At 55.0% G+C, this 16,599-nt stretch carries 16 protein-coding genes; 3 read left to right on the top strand and 13 right to left on the bottom strand.

Annotated elements, in window-relative coordinates:
• Positions 1-48: 48 nt before the first annotated feature.
• From ruvB to nadE, 6 genes are all read right to left on the bottom strand, one after another.
• The gene (ruvB, locus tag AB1500_02280) at positions 49-1,077 is read right to left on the bottom strand and encodes a Holliday junction branch migration DNA helicase RuvB (GenBank protein MEW6181991.1); all 1,029 of its coding nucleotides are present in this window, start codon (positions 1,075-1,077) and stop codon (positions 49-51) included.
• Entirely contained in the window at positions 1,074-1,664 is a 591-nt protein-coding gene (gene ruvA / locus AB1500_02285; protein ID MEW6181992.1) for a Holliday junction branch migration protein RuvA, read from the bottom strand. Before ruvA ends, ruvB begins: the two co-directional genes overlap by 4 nt.
• A 20-nt stretch (positions 1,665-1,684) precedes the next feature.
• The gene (gene ruvC, locus AB1500_02290; GenBank protein MEW6181993.1) at positions 1,685-2,185 is read right to left on the bottom strand and encodes a crossover junction endodeoxyribonuclease RuvC; all 501 of its coding nucleotides are present in this window, start codon (positions 2,183-2,185) and stop codon (positions 1,685-1,687) included.
• Positions 2,186-2,381: 196 nt separating this feature from the next.
• Positions 2,382-2,975 carry a hypothetical protein gene (locus AB1500_02295; protein ID MEW6181994.1) on the bottom strand — a complete coding sequence of 198 codons (594 nt, stop codon included), beginning with the start codon at positions 2,973-2,975 and terminating at the stop codon, positions 2,382-2,384.
• Positions 2,976-3,047: 72 nt separating this feature from the next.
• Positions 3,048-3,800: a YebC/PmpR family DNA-binding transcriptional regulator gene (locus AB1500_02300; protein MEW6181995.1), complete on the bottom strand. Its 753-nt coding sequence runs from the start codon at positions 3,798-3,800 to the stop codon at positions 3,048-3,050.
• Positions 3,801-3,850: 50 nt separating this feature from the next.
• Positions 3,851-4,582 carry an NAD(+) synthase gene (nadE, locus tag AB1500_02305; GenBank protein ID MEW6181996.1) on the bottom strand — a complete coding sequence of 244 codons (732 nt, stop codon included), beginning with the start codon at positions 4,580-4,582 and terminating at the stop codon, positions 3,851-3,853.
• A gap of 315 nt (positions 4,583-4,897) precedes the next feature.
• Here nadE and AB1500_02310 point away from each other — a divergent pair, with 315 nt between their 5' ends.
• Positions 4,898-5,044, top strand: coding sequence for a DUF1540 domain-containing protein (locus tag AB1500_02310; GenBank protein MEW6181997.1), 147 nt, complete (start codon positions 4,898-4,900; stop codon positions 5,042-5,044).
• 58 nt (positions 5,045-5,102) lie between these two features.
• Here AB1500_02310 and AB1500_02315 read toward each other — a convergent pair whose 3' ends face one another.
• The 3 genes from AB1500_02315 to AB1500_02325 all read right to left on the bottom strand — a co-directional run bounded on the left by AB1500_02315 (position 5,103) and on the right by AB1500_02325 (position 8,653).
• Entirely contained in the window at positions 5,103-5,807 is a 705-nt protein-coding gene (locus AB1500_02315) for a hypothetical protein (GenBank protein ID MEW6181998.1), read from the bottom strand.
• A gap of 300 nt (positions 5,808-6,107) precedes the next feature.
• Complete coding sequence (locus AB1500_02320; GenBank protein MEW6181999.1) at positions 6,108-6,884, bottom strand: SPFH domain-containing protein; 777 nt, start codon at positions 6,882-6,884, stop codon at positions 6,108-6,110.
• A gap of 419 nt (positions 6,885-7,303) precedes the next feature.
• Complete coding sequence (locus AB1500_02325) at positions 7,304-8,653, bottom strand: nodulation protein NfeD (protein ID MEW6182000.1); 1,350 nt, start codon at positions 8,651-8,653, stop codon at positions 7,304-7,306.
• Between the two features lie 220 nt (positions 8,654-8,873).
• Between AB1500_02325 and AB1500_02330 the strand changes: the two genes are divergently transcribed.
• Positions 8,874-9,266, top strand: coding sequence for a cyclophilin-like fold protein (locus tag AB1500_02330; protein ID MEW6182001.1), 393 nt, complete (start codon positions 8,874-8,876; stop codon positions 9,264-9,266).
• A 113-nt stretch (positions 9,267-9,379) separates the two neighbouring features.
• Here AB1500_02330 and AB1500_02335 read toward each other — a convergent pair whose 3' ends face one another.
• From AB1500_02335 to hisS, 3 genes are all read right to left on the bottom strand, one after another.
• Positions 9,380-11,086, bottom strand: a complete 1,707-nt coding sequence (locus AB1500_02335) for a Na/Pi cotransporter family protein (GenBank protein ID MEW6182002.1) — start codon at positions 11,084-11,086, stop codon at positions 9,380-9,382.
• A 178-nt stretch (positions 11,087-11,264) separates the two neighbouring features.
• Positions 11,265-13,049 carry an aspartate--tRNA ligase gene (aspS, locus tag AB1500_02340; GenBank protein MEW6182003.1) on the bottom strand — a complete coding sequence of 595 codons (1,785 nt, stop codon included), beginning with the start codon at positions 13,047-13,049 and terminating at the stop codon, positions 11,265-11,267.
• Positions 13,050-13,117: 68 nt separating this feature from the next.
• A complete protein-coding gene (gene hisS / locus AB1500_02345; protein MEW6182004.1) occupies positions 13,118-14,410 on the bottom strand; it encodes a histidine--tRNA ligase in 1,293 nt (430 codons plus the stop codon).
• 228 nt (positions 14,411-14,638) lie between these two features.
• Between hisS and AB1500_02350 the strand changes: the two genes are divergently transcribed.
• Positions 14,639-15,034, top strand: coding sequence for a TIGR04086 family membrane protein (locus tag AB1500_02350; GenBank protein ID MEW6182005.1), 396 nt, complete (start codon positions 14,639-14,641; stop codon positions 15,032-15,034).
• A gap of 218 nt (positions 15,035-15,252) precedes the next feature.
• Here AB1500_02350 and AB1500_02355 read toward each other — a convergent pair whose 3' ends face one another.
• Complete coding sequence (locus AB1500_02355; GenBank protein MEW6182006.1) at positions 15,253-16,434, bottom strand: Xaa-Pro peptidase family protein; 1,182 nt, start codon at positions 16,432-16,434, stop codon at positions 15,253-15,255.
• Positions 16,435-16,599 lie beyond the last annotated feature (165 nt).

Raw genomic sequence — 16,599 nt, forward strand, 5'->3', positions numbered from 1 at the left:
CTTGATTACCTACTACCTACTTACTACTTACTACCGACTACTGAATTTTCACCACAGCGTTCCCTGGGCGCCCTCCCTGTCGGGCGGGTCAACTCCGAGGTGCTTGTAAGCCAGTAGAGTGGCCACCCTTCCTCGCGGCGTTCTGGCTAAAAGCCCTATCTGCATAAGGTAGGGCTCAACCACATCCTCGATCGTCACCACCTCTTCGCTGGTAGAGGCGGCAAGAGTCTCTACCCCGGCGGGTCCCCCGCCGAACCTATCAATAAGCGTAGACAAAAGCCGGCGGTCGGCCGCATCAAGCCCCAGAGCGTCTACCCCGAGAAAATCGAGCGCCTTCCGGGCTGAACTCTCGCTGATAACGCCGTCCGCAAGCACCTCCACGTAATCCCTTGCCCTTCTCAGCAAACGGTTGGCCACCCGCGGTGTGCCGCGCGAGCGCCTTGCAATCTCCGCGGCGCCGTCTCCCGTAATCGTAATATCGAGAAGTCTTGCCGCGCGCGCCACTACCACTTCCAATTCCTCGGCAGAGTAATAATCGAGATGGGTGATCAAACCGAAGCGGTCTCTGAGCGGGGAAGAAAGAAGCCCTGCCCTTGTGGTCGCCCCTACGAGCGTAAAGGACGACAGACCGAGGCGTATGGAGCGTGCCGCGGGTCCTTTACCGATGATGATATCCAGCGCACGTTCTTCCATAGCCGGGTACAGTATCTCTTCGACCAGACGGCTTAGGCGGTGGATCTCATCAATAAAAAGTACGTCGCCGGGTGCAAGGTTTGTTAGTATCGCCGCCAGGTCTCCCGGGCGTTCGATAGCCGGTCCCGAGGTAATCCGCACGCCGACACCCATTTCAGTCGCGATAATCCGCGCAAGCGTCGTTTTGCCAAGGCCCGGCGGCCCGTACAGCAGCACATGGTCGAGCGCCTCACCCCGGTTTTTAGCAGCCTCAATCGTTATCCGAAGGGTTTCCTTGACCTTCTCCTGACCCACGAACTCTTTAAGGTTCCCGGGGCGCAGCGCGGCTTCGACCCCTACCTCCTCCGGTAAAGCATCGTTCGAGACAATCCTCACATCGGTCATTGCCCGCTCTTATCCCCCCGTTTCAAAAGCAGTGCCAGAGACGCCCGCAGCACCGTTTCCAGGTCATCAGCGCCCTCGCCGCCTGCCGCGCGTCTGACCGCCTCCTGGGCCTCGGCGCGGCGGTACCCCAGGGCAACCAGCGCTTCAACCGCGTCAGTAACCGGACCCTGCGCGAACGACTCTTTCCCGCCCAGCTTGTCCTTGAGCTCCAACAACAACCTTTGAGCGGTTTTTCGGCCAATCCCTGGAACCCTCTGCAGTGCCGCCTCATCACCCTCTGCAACGGCCCGTTCTATCTCCGACGGAGACAGACACGCCAGGAGAGCAAGCGCCGCTTTGGGTCCTACCCCGCTCACTGCCAGCAGCAATAAGAAAAGGTCACGTTCCTTTTCGAACTCGAAACCATAAAGCTCGGCGCGTTCCTCCCGCAGTATAAAATGTGTATGCAGAACACATTCCGCCCCGGTTTGAGGCAGGCGCGCCGCCAAAGAAACCGGGATATTTATCCGGTAGCCGATGCCGCCGGCCTCAATCACCGCCACCCCCGCGGCGGCCCGCACAAGTTTTCCACGTAAAAAGCTGATCATTGACAAACCTTCCGCATGAATTAGAGCCTTAAAGTAAACGCTTCCTGTGTCAAGGCGTTGTGCAGATGACAGACGGCAACCGCCAGGGCATCCGCGACGTCATCCGGGGAAAGGGGGGATTCGAGCCCGCACAACCGCTGCACCATATATTTGACCTGTTCTTTGGTCGCTCTTCCCATCCCGGTTACGGCTCGTTTCACCGCCGGCGGAGAATACTCGAACACCGGACAATCGGCCTCGGCCGCAGCCAAAAGGGTCATCCCCCTGGCGTATGCCACAGCCATCGCCGTCCGGACATTTTTATTGAAAAAAAGATCCTCTACAGCCACCGCATCGGGCTTGAATTCGCTGATAACCCGCGTCACATCGTGGTAAATCGTCTGGAGCCTGCGTGTCAGAGGCCAGTCGGACTCCGTGGCGAAGTAGCCGTAGCAGACCGGTACGAGTTTTGAGCCCTTGCCCTCTTTCACCAGGCCGTATCCGGTAATCGCCGTGCCTGGATCGACCCCCAAGACCAGCACACACCACCCTCCCCACAGCTGAGCTCCCGGCTTACCGCAGGACTTTTTATGAAGCCGCGGGTTCTTCGTTACACGCAATAAACCGGCGTTAGATGGCTTTGCAAAAGTTCACCCAGCCGTTCGTGGCGCTTTGACAGACACCCGCCCACGCCGAAAGCGGTCTGGGGCCTAACTAATGAATTCCACGCGGATTCTGCTATTCCTGCAGCTCATCGAGGTTCTCCAAAGCTGCATTGAGCTGAGAGTCATTTTCAAATTCGATCTCACGCCGCAACACGGCCTTGATCGCGGGGGACTGAGCCTGAAAATTCATGGCCTTTTCGAGCTTCTCGCGTACTGTGGGCGTTAATGACGATTGAACAAGACGCCTCTCTCGTCTTAAAAGCTTTTGGTTAAAACCCAGTGGTCCCTCAAAAATGGCAACATGACCGGAATCCAATCCTATATGGCGGTACAATTTATGCCGCGGGCAGAAATCTTCTGTCCTACAAGTCAGGTATAATACAGCAGGTAAATGTGCGTCAATGCTCCAGCCGGCGTCTTCCGGATAACGCTTTTTAAGACCTTTTACGTCCAGACTTATCAACGCTTTGGGTACGGGTCCTTCCGCAAGCCTTTCCCGTTCACCGCATATGTACGCTCGCTCTACGGTAACCACTGTGGAAGACTTTACAATCTCCTTTTTCCAGAAGATCAAGGAACTCACGGGCCTTGCTGAAAGCATGAAAGCTAATAGAATGCCGAGTATAACGAGAAAAAGAGCAATAACCCACCAGAGCCTCTTCTTCATACATCTTCCTCCTCTGGAGAATTATGCCCGTTTAGCAGGTCGGTTATTCTAAGTTTAAACAAAACTAAGGGGCTACCTCTCGGCAGCCCCTTCCATTATCTCCGGCGGTATATCGAAGTTGGCGCAGACTTCCTCGACATCGTCGAGTTCCTCCAGGCTCTGCACCAACCTTAGCACCCTCGCAGCCTCTTCTCCGGCTACCGGCACGGTGTTCTGGGGAACCAAGACAATTTCCGCTTCTTCCACCGGCACTCCCTGTTCCTCCAGGTCCGATTTCAACCGTGCCAACTCCTGCGGGGCGGTGGTAATCTCAAACCCGTCTTCCACCTGTCTAAGATCCTCCGCACCGCTTTCAAGCGCCAGGAGCAAAAGATCTTCCTCCGACAAATCACCTTTTCCTACCAGAACCAGCCCTTTTTCCTGGAACAGCCAGGAGACGCATCCGGACTCCCCCAGGCTCCCGCCGTTTCTGCTCAAAACATGACGCACCTCGGACGCCGTCCGGTGCCGGTTATCCGTAGTCACCTTTATTAGAACCGCCACACCCGCGGGTCCGTAACCTTCATAGATAACCTCTTCAAAATTGCCGCCGCCGGTTTCCCCTGCTCCCTTTTGAACGGCTCTCTGGATGTTATCTAAAGGAATATTTGCTTCCTTAGCCCGCTGGATAGCCGTCTTAAGACGAAAATTAGCTTCCGGATCCCCTCCACCCTGCCGCGCGGCCATTATTATCTCGCGCGACAGCCGCGTAAACACCTTTCCCCGCTGAGCATCTGTTTTAGCCTTTTTTCTTTTTATTTGCGCCCATTTAGAATGCCCTGACAAACTTCGTCACCTTAACTTTTTACGATTGTCCCCGCGCGAAGCCGCTCAACTTAGAATTCCGGCATCGGCGGTATTTTCTTTTTATGAAGGTTTGCTCCACAAAGAAATTCTATTTTCTTTCGGGAAGTCGGAGATGCCTCGCCGGTAAGCAGGTATTGATCCAATTCGTCATATGTAAAGCCGAGTTCCCCGGCGTCAACCTGTCCTTCCCAAAGACACGCCGAAGGCGGTCGCTGTATAATCGGCTTGGGTACCCCGAGATATTCGGCAACTTCCCGCACCTGGAATTTCAACAGGTTCCCGATCGGCAGCACATCCGCTCCCCCGTCGCCGTACTTGGTAAAATAACCGATCGCCAGTTCGGACCGGTTGCTGGTTCCCGCAACCAGAGCGCGCCGCCGGTTTGCATGGAAGTAAAGCGTGGTCATCCTCAGCCGCGGTTTCATATTAGCCAGACATATATCCTTCTTATCAAGCTCAGCAAGTGTTTTACCGGTCAAAGTCTCGGCGAGTAAACGGTAGACCTCGTTGAGAGAAACGGTCTTAAATTCTATGCCGAAGTGTTTCGCGGTCGTTTCGGCGTCTTCCGCGTCCCTTTTCTCACTGAAACATGGCATAATTATGCCCAGGGTGTTGCCGGGGCATGCCTTTTTGCAAAGCGCTGCCACCACCGCCGAATCGATTCCTCCGCTGAGTCCGACAACGTAACCGCTCAATCCTGAGTCCTTAAGCTGCTGCGCCAGCCAGTCGGTTAAGGAGGAAACCAACTCTTTAGTCCGCAAGACGATCCCTCCATGCCAATTTACCAGCATAATCTTATCATACAAGCCTTAGATCGTAAACTGCAACACTTTGAAAATACGCAGGATAACCACAGGTTTCGAACGCCTGTCTAAAACCAACTGTTCGTTAACCTGGTGCGTTCTTACGTTACCGGAGGTTGTTCTCTCCTGCAATACCAATTAAATACAGATGCACTGTCCGGCGCCATACTGCCGCGTCGATCGGGCTTGTTAAACACCTGTGCAGGTGAAATGCATAAACAGGTTTCCATGGGATAGAATAGCAGCAAGATTCCATACGGGAGGTGAAAAGAGATGCCGGATATCAAGTGCACGGTCACCGAGTGCGAATACAACGAAGCCGTCAAGTGCGCGGCGCCGATGATTCAGGTGGACCGCAACGGAACCGCGAGCGCCCTAAAATCGGACAACACCAAATGCGAGACCTTTAAAAAGAAATAATTTCGGGCCTGACTACTCGTCAGGCCCAAGACACTTCTCGGGATCCGCTCCTCCCCTTTCAGTTCGCGGCCGCATCCCTCGGTGGTTCAATCTTAACCGGTTTTTCGAAATCATACAGCCCCATGTTCAATAATAGTCTGGTGGAGGCTTCCTTGCTTCGGGCCTCTACCCTTATCTCGGTTATATAATATTCCTTAGGGTCAACGTAAATATGGTAGGAAAAGTCGGTAAACTGGGCGGCTAGGAAACGGTTCTTGACCTTCGGGCAAAACTCCAGCACGAGCGAGTTCTTCTTTTCGCGGTCCCTTTTTCCCTTTACGACAGCGGGTGTTTCTTGAAAATCAAGCACTACGAGAGGGTCAAGCTCGGCGATAAAAACACCGGTTTCCCCCAATCGGTCGCCTTCCATGGTTAGCCACTTGGACGAGAAACGGTCCTTGATGTAAGTCATTCCTTTGGCTTGGATGATCTCCACCGGCGAGTTGAATATCTTTCCTTTGGCACATACCTTGTCGGGCAAAACCCGCGCTCCATTCAGCTCGCTCAAGCATCGTGTTCCCTGACGGGTTACTAGCTGCGTCTTAATGTTATAAGAGTAACACTTCGCTCCCTTCGTCCGGGTCATCGCCTGCAGGAAAAGCTCCTGGGGCTGCACCGCGGTTTGAAAACACAGCGCCCGTAATAATAAGTAACCCGCACCCGTCAGTACTACCGCCAAAAGAACGATATAAAGCCACTTTCGGGAAAAGACGAACCATTTCATTATATAATCCCCCCAGCTAACGAAAGCATATGCGCCTGATTGCCACGAATATGCCTGCGGCCGGGGTAGCCGCGGGTCCAAAGAATCCCGCCAGAATACTATTATCTTCGGAAATGTAAGCGGTCCATGTTCTAAGTACCCTGTTTACAGGCGGAAAGGCCGTGAATACGCAAGCAATATAACCACGATACCAGCTTGAAACGACCGCGACGACTTCGTTCGCGCCCCCCATGAACCCATGAAGTCTTCCGCCGCAAGCTCTTCCGCCACGCAGAAAGCGATCGGGTTCGGTACATAACCCTATTTCTTCGCTTCTGTTTTTTCCTCTTCTATACCGAAGATCCTTATCAGCGGTTTCACCAGGTCCAGCGGCAGTGGGAAGACGATGGTGCTGGAGTTGTTCGCCGCAATTTCCCGCAGGGTCTGAAGGTATCGGAGTTGGACCGTAACCGGTTCCCTTGCGATAACCTTGGCCGCTTCCGATAGCTTTTCCGACGCCTGCAGTTCGCCTTCGGCATGAATGATTTTCGCGCGGCGTTCCCGTTCCGCCTCGGCCTGCGCCGCCATCGCCCGCTGCATCGTTCCCGGCAGTTCTACATCCCTGACCTCGACAAGGCCTACCTTTACGCCCCAGGGCTCTGTGCCCTCGTCGATGATTTGCTGCAGGCGTTGATTGATCGCCTCGCGTTGGGACAGCAGTTCGTCGAGCTCCGACTGCCCGAGGACGCTTCGCAAAGTCGTCTGGGCTAGCTGGGACGTGGCGTGAACCGGATCGATCACCTTAATTACCGCGTCCACCGGATTGATTATCCTGAAGTAAACAACCGCGTTAACCTTGACGGTAACGGTATCCCGGGTAATGACCTCTTGCGTGGGGACCTCCATGGTGACCACCCGCAGGTCGACCTTTCGCATCCTTTCAATAATAGGAATCAGCAGGAAAATCCCCGGGCCGCGCGCGCCGACGCAACGGCCGAGCCGAAAAATGACGCCGCGCTCATACTCCTGGACCACCCGGATCGATGAAGCGAATATCAAGACCGCCAGGATAACGATGGTTATGGCAAAACTAAACATAAAGGCACCTCCTTAGAAAATAGTACTTCTTTCGGTGGGCGCGACGATAAGCAACGCATTGCTGCGTCAGCCGGGGGAGCCGAATCCTCACGTACGCACTTAGTACGCTCCGGTTCGTCTCCGCCGGTCTTCCTTGCACTACATCACTTCTCGCCGCGTTCCGTTTATGTTACATTTCTACAGCCAAGCAACACGCTTACGGGTCCAATTTTTCAGATTTCGTTGTGCCGCAACGCGGCATGGTCACCTCCTTAATAAGTTCAAGGTTCAAAGTTTAAGGTCTGGGTTCGAGGTCAAAATTAAGCTTCCGGCTTTAAGGTTTAAGGTGGAAACTGTGTATATTTTGGCCTACCGGCGTAACATTTAACCTACCCGGTCCCAAATGTCGATTGTGAGCCTGCGCTTCTTCCAGCTACCGCCTACTGCCTGTCGAATCGGCGCACCTTGAGGCTCATGCCTTCGTTCTGCATCACTTCAACCTTCTCTCCGGCGCGTATATCCCCCTCTTCGCTGACCGCCTGCCACATTTCCCCTTCTAAGAATACCTTCCCGTCCGGCCGGAGGTCCGTCCTCGCCACCGCCTGCCGTCCGACCAGTCCCTCCAAGCCGGTGAGCACGCGCCTTTTTTGACCCCTGACCACAGCGGTGACCAGGAGCGCCGTAAGCGCGGCCAGAGCCATGCTCATTGCCGCTATCAGGCCGATACTCACGCCGAATCCCGCCTTTCGCATGCTGAAAAGGAGAAGCGAGCCGAAAATGAAGGAGACCACGCCGCCCGTGCCCAGGACCCCGTGCGTCGGCGCAAAGGCTTCCGCTATAAAGAAGCCGAAGGCAAGAAGGATCAGGATTATGCCTCCCCAGTACGCATCCAGGGAACCCATGCTGTAAAGGCCCAACAGTAACGATATGCCCCCAATAACTCCGGGAATGATAAGCCCGGGGTGGTAAATTTCGACCATCAGCCCGGCCATCCCTATGGTCAAAAGGATGTAGGCGATGTCGGGGTTCAACAGCGTGCCGAGGAAACTTTCAACGCGGTTCGGTTTCATCTCCTCCAGAACGGCTCCGGACAGTTGAAGGGTTACGGTATGCCCGTCAGCGAGGGTCACTCTCTTCCCCGAGAGCTTCCGGCAGACCTCCGGCACGTCCCTTGCAATTAAATCGACCAGTTCCAGTTTGACCGCTTCTGCCGCGGAGAAGGAGCGGCTTTTGGTCACCATTTCCTCCGCCAGCCCGGCGTCGCGCCCCCGGAGTTCGGCCAGTGAACGCATCCAGGCGGACGCGTCGGCGGCTATCTTTTCCGCGGGCACCCCGTCTTCCTGCTGCCCCCCCATGGTTACGGGATGAGCCGCACCGATACGTGTCCCGGGCGCCATAACAGCCGCATGCGCCCCCATGGTGATGAAAGCTCCCGCCGAAGCCGCCCATCCCCCGGAGGTACCGACGAAGACTATAACCGGCGTTTTCGCGTTGCTGATCATGGTCACGATCTCCTGGGTAACGTTATACAGCCCACCCGGCGTGTTTAGATTTATCAGGCAGACCGCGCCTTCTCCCTCCGCCCGTTCTATCCCGCGCGACAGGTAGTGTGACACTACAGGAACGATCGGTCCGTTAACCTCCAGGACGACCACCCGGTTCCGTCCGTTTTCGGCAGCGACCGGCGTCGCAAAAGCGCCGGGCAGGTAGTTTAGAATTGTCGCGGTAAGCATCAGGCAGAAGCCCGCCGCAAAACACCCCAAGTAAAAAAGCGCACCAATCCGCCGCATATGACACCTCCCATCATAAGGGTAACTATTGAACCGCTTAATGTTTCTCTGACGGGAACGCGCATCCGGGACACCTGAAATTACTCATAAGGTTTCTCGCATTCGCTCCTTTTCCCTTCCGGAAAAAGTGCCTTTCGGGAGGAAATAATAACAAAAAAGCGAAAAATAGATGTTAGAAGTGTTGCATTTCTCGTTTTTCAATATAAGGGGGTAAATACGCGTGAGTCCGACGAAAGAAACTGCGCGGCAAATCCTCGTTACTGCGGGCAGTGTCACGGTTGAAGCGGAACTGAACCCCTCGGCCACGGCGCAAGCGGTTTGGGAAACGCTTCCGATAACCGGCCAGGTAAACACCTGGGGTGACGAGGTTTATTTCTATGTATCGCTCAAAATGCCCGAAGAAAACCCGCAGGCGGTGGTTGAAGCCGGGGACTTCGGGTACTGGCCGGTTGGACCGGCGCTCTGCCTCTTCTTCGGCCCCACGCCCGCCAGCAGGGGGAATGAAATACGTCCGGCGAGCCCGGTAAACATAATCGGACGGGTTAAAGGCGACGCGCGGGTTTTAAAAGGGGTGGCCGACGGCGAGTCAATAAAGCTGACGCGGCGGGAGTAGCCGGTTTCCGGCTGCAAGTTAAGTTTTTATTATCGGGGTCGTAGGCTTTCACGTCGCCGTAGTCGAAGGCCCACTCTCTACTGACTACTTACTACTGTTTACCGACACGCTCCCTACAGCGCCTCTACTTTGACGGCGATATCATTTTCCGCCTCTTCATCCGTTTCAAGCGGCGGAGGCGCCGGGCACACGCGCGAGTCCGTCAACTGGCCGGCGGTGGTGAATGCTATACTGCGAAGGTGTTCGCTGATTTTCAGGTAGGCGTTTAATAGTTCCAGGTGCAGTCTGCTTGAAAGTTCCGACTCCTTTATCCCTTCCCGCAGGCGATAGATGTGGGTACTCCGTAAGCCCCTTTCCAACTGCGTAATCTTTGGAAGCATGTTAATCGCCTGCTCGGCGAGACAGTAGTCCGCTTTTACCAGGGCTTTGTGCGTCTGCCGCATCATTAGGCAAACCTCCTGGTACATGAGAACCAGGTCCTCCCATCCGGTCGGTGAAAAGGTGATATTCTCCTGAATTTTGTGTCGCAAGAGCGGCGCAACGTTTTTACTCATGATGTCGCTTATCAATTCAAGATCGTTCAAGACTTGCACCAAGCCCATTCCTTTTTCGAACTCCTCCCGGTGCAACGGCCGTCTCAGGAGAAGCGTCAGATAGGTTGTAGCCTTACTGAAAAGGGCGTTGATGACGTTTTCCGTATGCATGATCCGTTCGATTATTCCATGCTGCCCGGTCCGCAGCACCCGGTCTACGTCTCGAAACATCCGCAGCACCTCGGCCGATAACCGGACCACCTCTTTGTACGCCAGCCCCAGAGCGATAGACGGAGTGCCAAGGAGGGCTTCGTTGAGGTACTTCGGCTCGAACTCCGGAATCGTCTTATCCGGGAGAAACCTTTCGAGAACAACAACCCCGAGGTTGCGGAAAGGGAGAAAGCTGAGGGCGATTATCACGTTGAATAAGGTGTGCGCGTTGGCCACCTGAAAGCTCGGCGAACTTGTGACACCGCTCAACCAGTTGACGATGGGCACGGCGAAAGGGAATACTATGCAGGTGCCGCCGATCTTTGCGCAGAAGTGCGCCATGGCGACACGCTGGGCCTCCCGCCGCGAGCCCAGGCTGGACAAGAGGGCTGTAAAGGATGTGCCTACGTTTGCGCCAAGGATAAAATAAAGCGCCGACAGAGTGTCGATCAACCCCTGCGACGCCAGCATGATGATAACGCCGAGCGACGCCGCGCTGCTGTGAACCAAGAAAGTGAAAAAGGCGGCGACCGCGATCGCCAGGAGCGGGTTGTGACATACGCGCAGGAGCGCTTCCTGGAATACGGGCGAGTCGCGTAGCGGCACCATGGCGTCCGCCATTATTTTGAGACCAAGGAAGAGCAGCCCGAATCCGATTATCGCCTGACCGATCCGCCGGTAACGGTCCCTCCTGGCGAAAAAAACGATACTAGCGCCAACACCCACAATAGGCAGCGAAATCTCGGTCACTTTCAGGGCGATCAGTTGGGCTGTGACGGTCGTGCCGATGTCGGCGCCAAGGATTACCGGCAGGCTCTGACGGAGGGTTATCACCCCGGCGCTGGCCAGTCCCACAAGTACAACCGTAGTGGCTGTACTGCTCTGGAAGAGGACCGTAATCATCGCTCCGACAAAAAGACCCCAGAAGGGTCTGTTCGTCACCGCTCCAAGAATACGGCGCAGTTTGTGTCCCGCGATTTTCTGGAGCCCCTCGCTCATGACACTGATACCGTATAAAAGGAGCCCCATGCCGCCGAATAACGCCAGGACCATTATTGGTAATGACGGGTCATGCATCTAGGATAACACTCCTATTTGTTGAACGGTCCGGCATCCATGTTACTTTAGTAAGTATTCACCACGGTGATAATCCCGCAGTTAAGTGGTTAATCCGTCAAAACACCAACGTGGTCTGCTGAACGTTTACTACCTTTAGTACTCGACAGAGTATCCAGAAAATTTAATAAGTCGCTTGTTATTTCCTTTTTTGCTCTTTTACATCCAGTCTGATATGCAGTTCGGAAAGCTGCCGGTTCGTTACCGGAGCCGGCGCCAGCGTCATCGGATCCTGCGCGCTCTGGGTTTTCGGGAACGGAATAACGTCCCGGATGGTCCCTCTCGCGAGTAAAAGCATCAGTAAACGGTCGAAACCAAAAGCGATCCCGCCGTGCGGCGGCGCCCCATAATCAAACGCCTCTAGCAGGAAGCCGAACTTCTCTTCCGCTTCCTGAGAGCTGATTCCTATCGTCTTAAACGCTCTCTCCTGGACATCCCGCCGGTGAATACGAATGCTTCCCCCGCCGAGTTCCACCCCGTTCAGGATCAGGTCGTAAGCCTTCGACCGCACCAGTTCCGGCTCGGTTTCCAGGAAAGGCAGGTCCTCGTCGAGAGGCGCGGTGAAAGGATGGTGCACCGCAACATAACGCTGCTCTGCATCATCGTATTTCAATAATGGAAAATCGACCACCCAGGTAAAAGAAAAACCCGGGGGAATCATGTCCATTTGTTCGGCAATGCGGGTGCGAATGGCGCCGAGGCTCCTCTCCACTACGAATCGATGGTCGGCGACAAAAAGAATAAGGTCGCCGGATTGCGCATTGAAACGAGCCATCAGGCCGTCCATTTCTTGGTTTTTGAAAAACTTGAGGATCGGTGATTTCGGGCCCTCGGGGTTAATCTGTATGTAAGCCAGACCTTTGGCGCCGAAGGTCACCGCGTATCGGGTGAGATCATCAATCTCCCGCCGCGTCATACCCGCCGCCCCGGGAACGGCGATGCCCTTCACCATACCCCCGGCGCCGACCGCCTGCGCAAAAACCTTGAATTCCGAACCGGCCGCGATATCGGAAACATCGGTCAGCTTCATGCCGTACCGGATGTCCGGCTTGTCCGAGCCGTAGAGAGACATCGCCTCGATGTAAGTCAAACGGGGAATGGGAAGGGGAACTTCAATATCAGCTACCTCACGGCAGACAGCGGCGATCAGTCCCTCACTCAGACCGATGACGTCATCGACATCCACAAAAGACATCTCCATGTCTATTTGCGTAAACTCCGGTTGCCGATCCGCCCGAAGGTCCTCATCCCTAAAGCATCGCACTATTTGGAAATACCGTTCGGCCCCGGCGACCATCAGTATTTGCTTGAACAACTGGGGTGATTGAGGCAGGGCATAAAAACGGCCGGGGTTCACCCTGCTGGGGACAAGGTAGTCCCGGGCCCCTTCGGGTGTGCTCTTCCCCAGCATGGGGGTCTCGATTTCCCAGAAGCCCCGCGAATCAAGGAAGTCCCGCGCGACCTTGGCCGCCCGGTGCCGCTTCTCAAGCGCGGTGCGCATCTCCGGCCGTCTCAGGTCAAGGTAGCGGTAGCGCAGCCTGAGGTCCTCGTCCACGTTGACCTCCTCTTCAATGTAAAAAGGCGGGGTCTTAGACCGGTTAAGAATGACGCAGGACGCGGCATAAACCTCGATCCCGCCCGTTTCCAGCCGCGGGTTTTCCGTACCCGCGGGCCGCCTGCGCACCTCTCCCTTCACTTGTAAAACGTATTCCCCGCGGACCGTTTCGCCGATCTTAAAGGTTTCTCCACTGACATCGGGACTGAAAACGACCTGCACTACGCCATCGCGGTCTCTCAGGTCGACAAAAATCAGACCGCCGTGATCCCGGCGGCTATGGACCCAACCGCATATTATAACGTTCTGCCCCGTCTTATTATCCCGAAGCGCGCCGCACGAATGCGTGCGGTACGAAGTTTGATTCATTAATTAATCCTCCCGTGAGTCGTCGTAAGCTGACAAGGCATTGCTTTCTTTTAATACGGTCTGCATGTTTAAAAAGAATTTTTGGATCCCGTCGTTTGACCCGCGTCGTGTTGTTTCAGCCACGAAACCAGATCCTTTACGTCGATCTCCACCTGTTCCCCGGTGTCCATGTCCCGCAGGGCTAACTTTCCCCTGTTCAGTTCTTCTTCACCGGCGATTACCACCCATTTTGATCCGCGCCTGTTAGCCTGTTTCAGCTGCGTTTTGAGGCTCCGGCGGGCGTATTCCCGGTCCGCCGGGAATCCGGCGTCCCGTAAGTTTTGGATGATTCCCGCTACCATGCGCTCCGCTCCTTCCCCGGCCGTGGCCACAAAAACCCCCGGCGGCTCAGCTTCGCGCAAGGTTAAGCCCTGCTGATCGAGTGCGAGGAGTGTGCGCTCGATGCCGACGGCGAATCCCACCCCCGGGGTCGGCGGACCGCCGCATGTCACCACGAGGTTGTTGTACCTGCCGCCCGCGCCGATGGCGCTCTGGGCGCCGATTCCGGGCAACAGCACCTCGAAGGAGGTGCCGGTGTAGTAATCAAGACCGCGCACCAGACGCGGGTTTACGACGTAGGCGATGCCGAGAACGTCAAGCTCCTCGCGGACCCCCGCAAAATGCGCACGACAGCCGGGGCATAGGAAATCCAGAGGAACCGGCGCCTGCTTCGCAAGCTCTCCGCACCCTTCTTCCTTACAATCGAGCAGGCGCAAAGGATTGCGTTCCACACGCTCCTTGCAGTCCCTGCAAAGCTTCTCCATTACTGTCTTAAAATACTCCCTGAGCGCGGCGACCAACTCTTGACGACACTTCGGACAACCGACGCTGTTGATTTCCAGTAAAAGGTCTTTAAGCCCTATTCTTTTAAAAAAATCTGTTAGAAGGGCGATAACCTCCGCGTCAACGGCGGGTTCGTCGGAGCCGAAGACCTCCACGCCGAACTGGTGAAACTGCCGAAAACGACCCGCCTGCGGCCTGTCGTACCGGAACATCGGGCCGGTGTAATACAACTTAACCGGCTGCGGCCGGTTGAAGAGACTGTTTTCGATAAAAGACCGTACAACCGCCGCCGTCCCTTCCGGTCTAAGTGAAAGACTCCTCCCGCGCCGGTCCGTGAAGGTATACATCTCCTTGGCGACAATATCGGTTTCCTCTCCCACCCCGCGCTGAAAGAGTTCGGTAAACTCGAAGACAGGCGTCCTTATTTCCTGATAACCATAAATCCGGGTTATTTCGCGTACTATGCTCTCAAGCCGCTGCCAGCGTTCCACCTCACCGGGCAGAATATCCGCTACACCCCGGGGTTTTTTAATCGGCATACTCAAGACCTCCGAATAAACCGTCGCCCGCTGCTTCAAAAAAAACAATGACCCTTTTTCAGTACGGGCCAGGGTCATTACCGCTCTATTGTTTACGCCCGTAATTATCCAGCGTTATTTTACCACAGGCCGTCAAACGGCGCAATAAAAGGCGCCTTTCAAGCGTTTAACCAAGGGTTCTTTTCCCCGTCGCTAAGACATAAGAATATTACCGGGAGGTGGAATAAAATGTCCCTTAATGTTGACGAGGTCCAAAAGGGCCTAAGCCTGACAGCTATCGGGTGCGGCACGCTGGTCGGCGCCTTGACGTCGTTTTGCGCTACCATCATAGTGGCATGCCTTTTCTACTTCACTAGTGTCTCTGAAGGCCTGTTTCCCTTCATCGTTTCATTTATTCTCTTTCTAAGCGGGGCGCTCGGCGGTTGTCTCGCTACAAAACATGCAGGCGGGAAAGCGCTGGTACACGGAACCGCCGTGGGGGTATCCCTTTTTATGATCCTCTGGCTTGCCGCGGTCACCGTTTTGCCCGGCCCCGTCACAACCGGCATGCTTTTGCAGAAGTTTATCCTTCTGTCCGCCGGTGGCGCTACCGGTGGTTTTATCGGCGTAGTACTAGGGCTGTAACATTACGCGTCACGAGCCGCGTGTCATTAGTTTCGGGTTTAAGGTCCCCGGTCCTCAGTCATCAGTCGAAAGTCTGAGTCCGTATACAAAAGTCGGGAGTCTCGGGTCGCGCGTCACGAGTCGGGGGATTCAAAAGAAGAAATAGAGTTCCGGAGTCCTATATTCTGAATTCTATATTCTATATTCTGACTACTGTCTACCTTCTACTGACTACTGTTTCAAAGCCGCTGGATTTCATCCGGGTAGTTGGTAAGACGCTCCACGCCGTTATCCGTGAGCAGGACCGTATTTTCAATTCCCACGGCCCCTACACCGGGGAAAACGAATTTCGGCTCAAGGGCAAAAACCATTCCGGCAGCAAGAGGTTCCTTGACTCCGGGAGCGATCACCGGCAATTCGTTTAGTTCCAACCCGACACCGTGGCCGATAAACCTCGCCGGCTGCCGCCATCCCTGGAAATAGTCACCGAAGCCCGCCTGCCGTGCAAGCTGAAACGCCAGTTCATACAACTCGGCAGGCACGGCGCCGGGCCGCGCCGCCGCCAACACCGCCGACTGAATTTCCAGCGCTTTCACGTGAGCCTTCTCGAGCCGATCATCCAGTCTGCCGAAAACGAAGACGCGGGTGGCGTCGGTGACATAGCTGCGGTAAGCTGCGCCGTAATCAACGTAAACCGGCTCGCCTTCCTTCAGCATCCTTCGCCCCGAGCCGAAGGAAAATGTCGGATCAAGCCCGGGCCCGGAAACAGGGCCGTCGAAATAAGAGGGTTCGGCGGCGTTCGGTCCCGTCAGAAAATGCCCCATGAAAAAGTCGGGGTTCATTCCCCGGAAGCGAACAAGCCCCTGGTGCCCCAACCGGCGCGCCTCCCCTTCAAACCGTCCTGCCATTTCGATTTCCGTCTTTCCCACGGCCGCTATGCGCGGCACGCATTCCATCATAGCGTCAAGAAGAAGTCCGCTGTCACGAAGGATTTCAATTTCCAATCCCGATTTAACCGCTCTTTGTTCACGGATAATGGCGGAAACGTCTTTAAATCGCGACGCCGGAAAAGTTTTTTGGTACTGGATATATACGCTCACCGGCAGCACGTCAAACTCGAGGCCCAGCACCTCCGGAAGCGGCAGACCGTGTTCCTCGATAATCTGTGGAACCTCACGGTAGCTTCTTAGAGGCACGACAAAATCCACTGCGGCGTCAGCCCGCGCCCGCTCGAAGTCCTTGCGTACCATGAAAACCGGACTTCCCCCGGCCGGGACGTAAAGATGACCGCTTTGATAAGTGCCCGAATAATACACGATATCCGCACTCTGCAGAATAAGGGCTCCCGCAACTCCTTCTCCTGAAAGTCGCTCCTGAAGAACCTGCACCCGGCGGAAGATATCCTCCCTGACCCTTTCCATTTAATGCCCCTTTCTTTACCCGTGCTTTCTTTATAGAATAAAAACACCGTTCTCTAAAGTTTTAGACCGGCATGAATGATATTATAAAAAATTCACTGAAAAGTAAATCTTCGTGATGACGGAAGGAAATAAGAAGAATATGGCGAAATATTCTTTTATTCGACA

This window comes from Bacillota bacterium (genome assembly GCA_040755295.1).
Classification (GTDB): domain Bacteria; phylum Bacillota; class Desulfotomaculia; order Desulfotomaculales; family Ammonificaceae; genus SURF-55.

Bases quoted from the DNA above. Each gene is read 5' to 3' on its own strand.
- ruvB (MEW6181991.1), bottom strand. From the start codon at position 1,077: ATGACCGATGTGAGGATTGTCTCGAACGATGCTTTACCGGAGGAGGTA.
- ruvA (MEW6181992.1), bottom strand. From the start codon at position 1,664: ATGATCAGCTTTTTACGTGGAAAACTTGTGCGGGCCGCCGCGGGGGTG.
- AB1500_02295 (MEW6181994.1), bottom strand. From the start codon at position 2,975: ATGAAGAAGAGGCTCTGGTGGGTTATTGCTCTTTTTCTCGTTATACTC.
- AB1500_02310 (MEW6181997.1), top strand. From the start codon at position 4,898: ATGCCGGATATCAAGTGCACGGTCACCGAGTGCGAATACAACGAAGCC.
- AB1500_02315 (MEW6181998.1), bottom strand. From the start codon at position 5,807: ATGAAATGGTTCGTCTTTTCCCGAAAGTGGCTTTATATCGTTCTTTTG.
- AB1500_02320 (MEW6181999.1), bottom strand. From the start codon at position 6,884: ATGTTTAGTTTTGCCATAACCATCGTTATCCTGGCGGTCTTGATATTC.
- AB1500_02325 (MEW6182000.1), bottom strand. From the start codon at position 8,653: ATGCGGCGGATTGGTGCGCTTTTTTACTTGGGGTGTTTTGCGGCGGGC.
- AB1500_02335 (MEW6182002.1), bottom strand. From the start codon at position 11,086: ATGCATGACCCGTCATTACCAATAATGGTCCTGGCGTTATTCGGCGGC.
- aspS (MEW6182003.1), bottom strand. From the start codon at position 13,049: ATGAATCAAACTTCGTACCGCACGCATTCGTGCGGCGCGCTTCGGGAT.
- hisS (MEW6182004.1), bottom strand. From the start codon at position 14,410: ATGCCGATTAAAAAACCCCGGGGTGTAGCGGATATTCTGCCCGGTGAG.
- AB1500_02350 (MEW6182005.1), top strand. From the start codon at position 14,639: ATGTCCCTTAATGTTGACGAGGTCCAAAAGGGCCTAAGCCTGACAGCT.
- AB1500_02355 (MEW6182006.1), bottom strand. From the start codon at position 16,434: ATGGAAAGGGTCAGGGAGGATATCTTCCGCCGGGTGCAGGTTCTTCAG.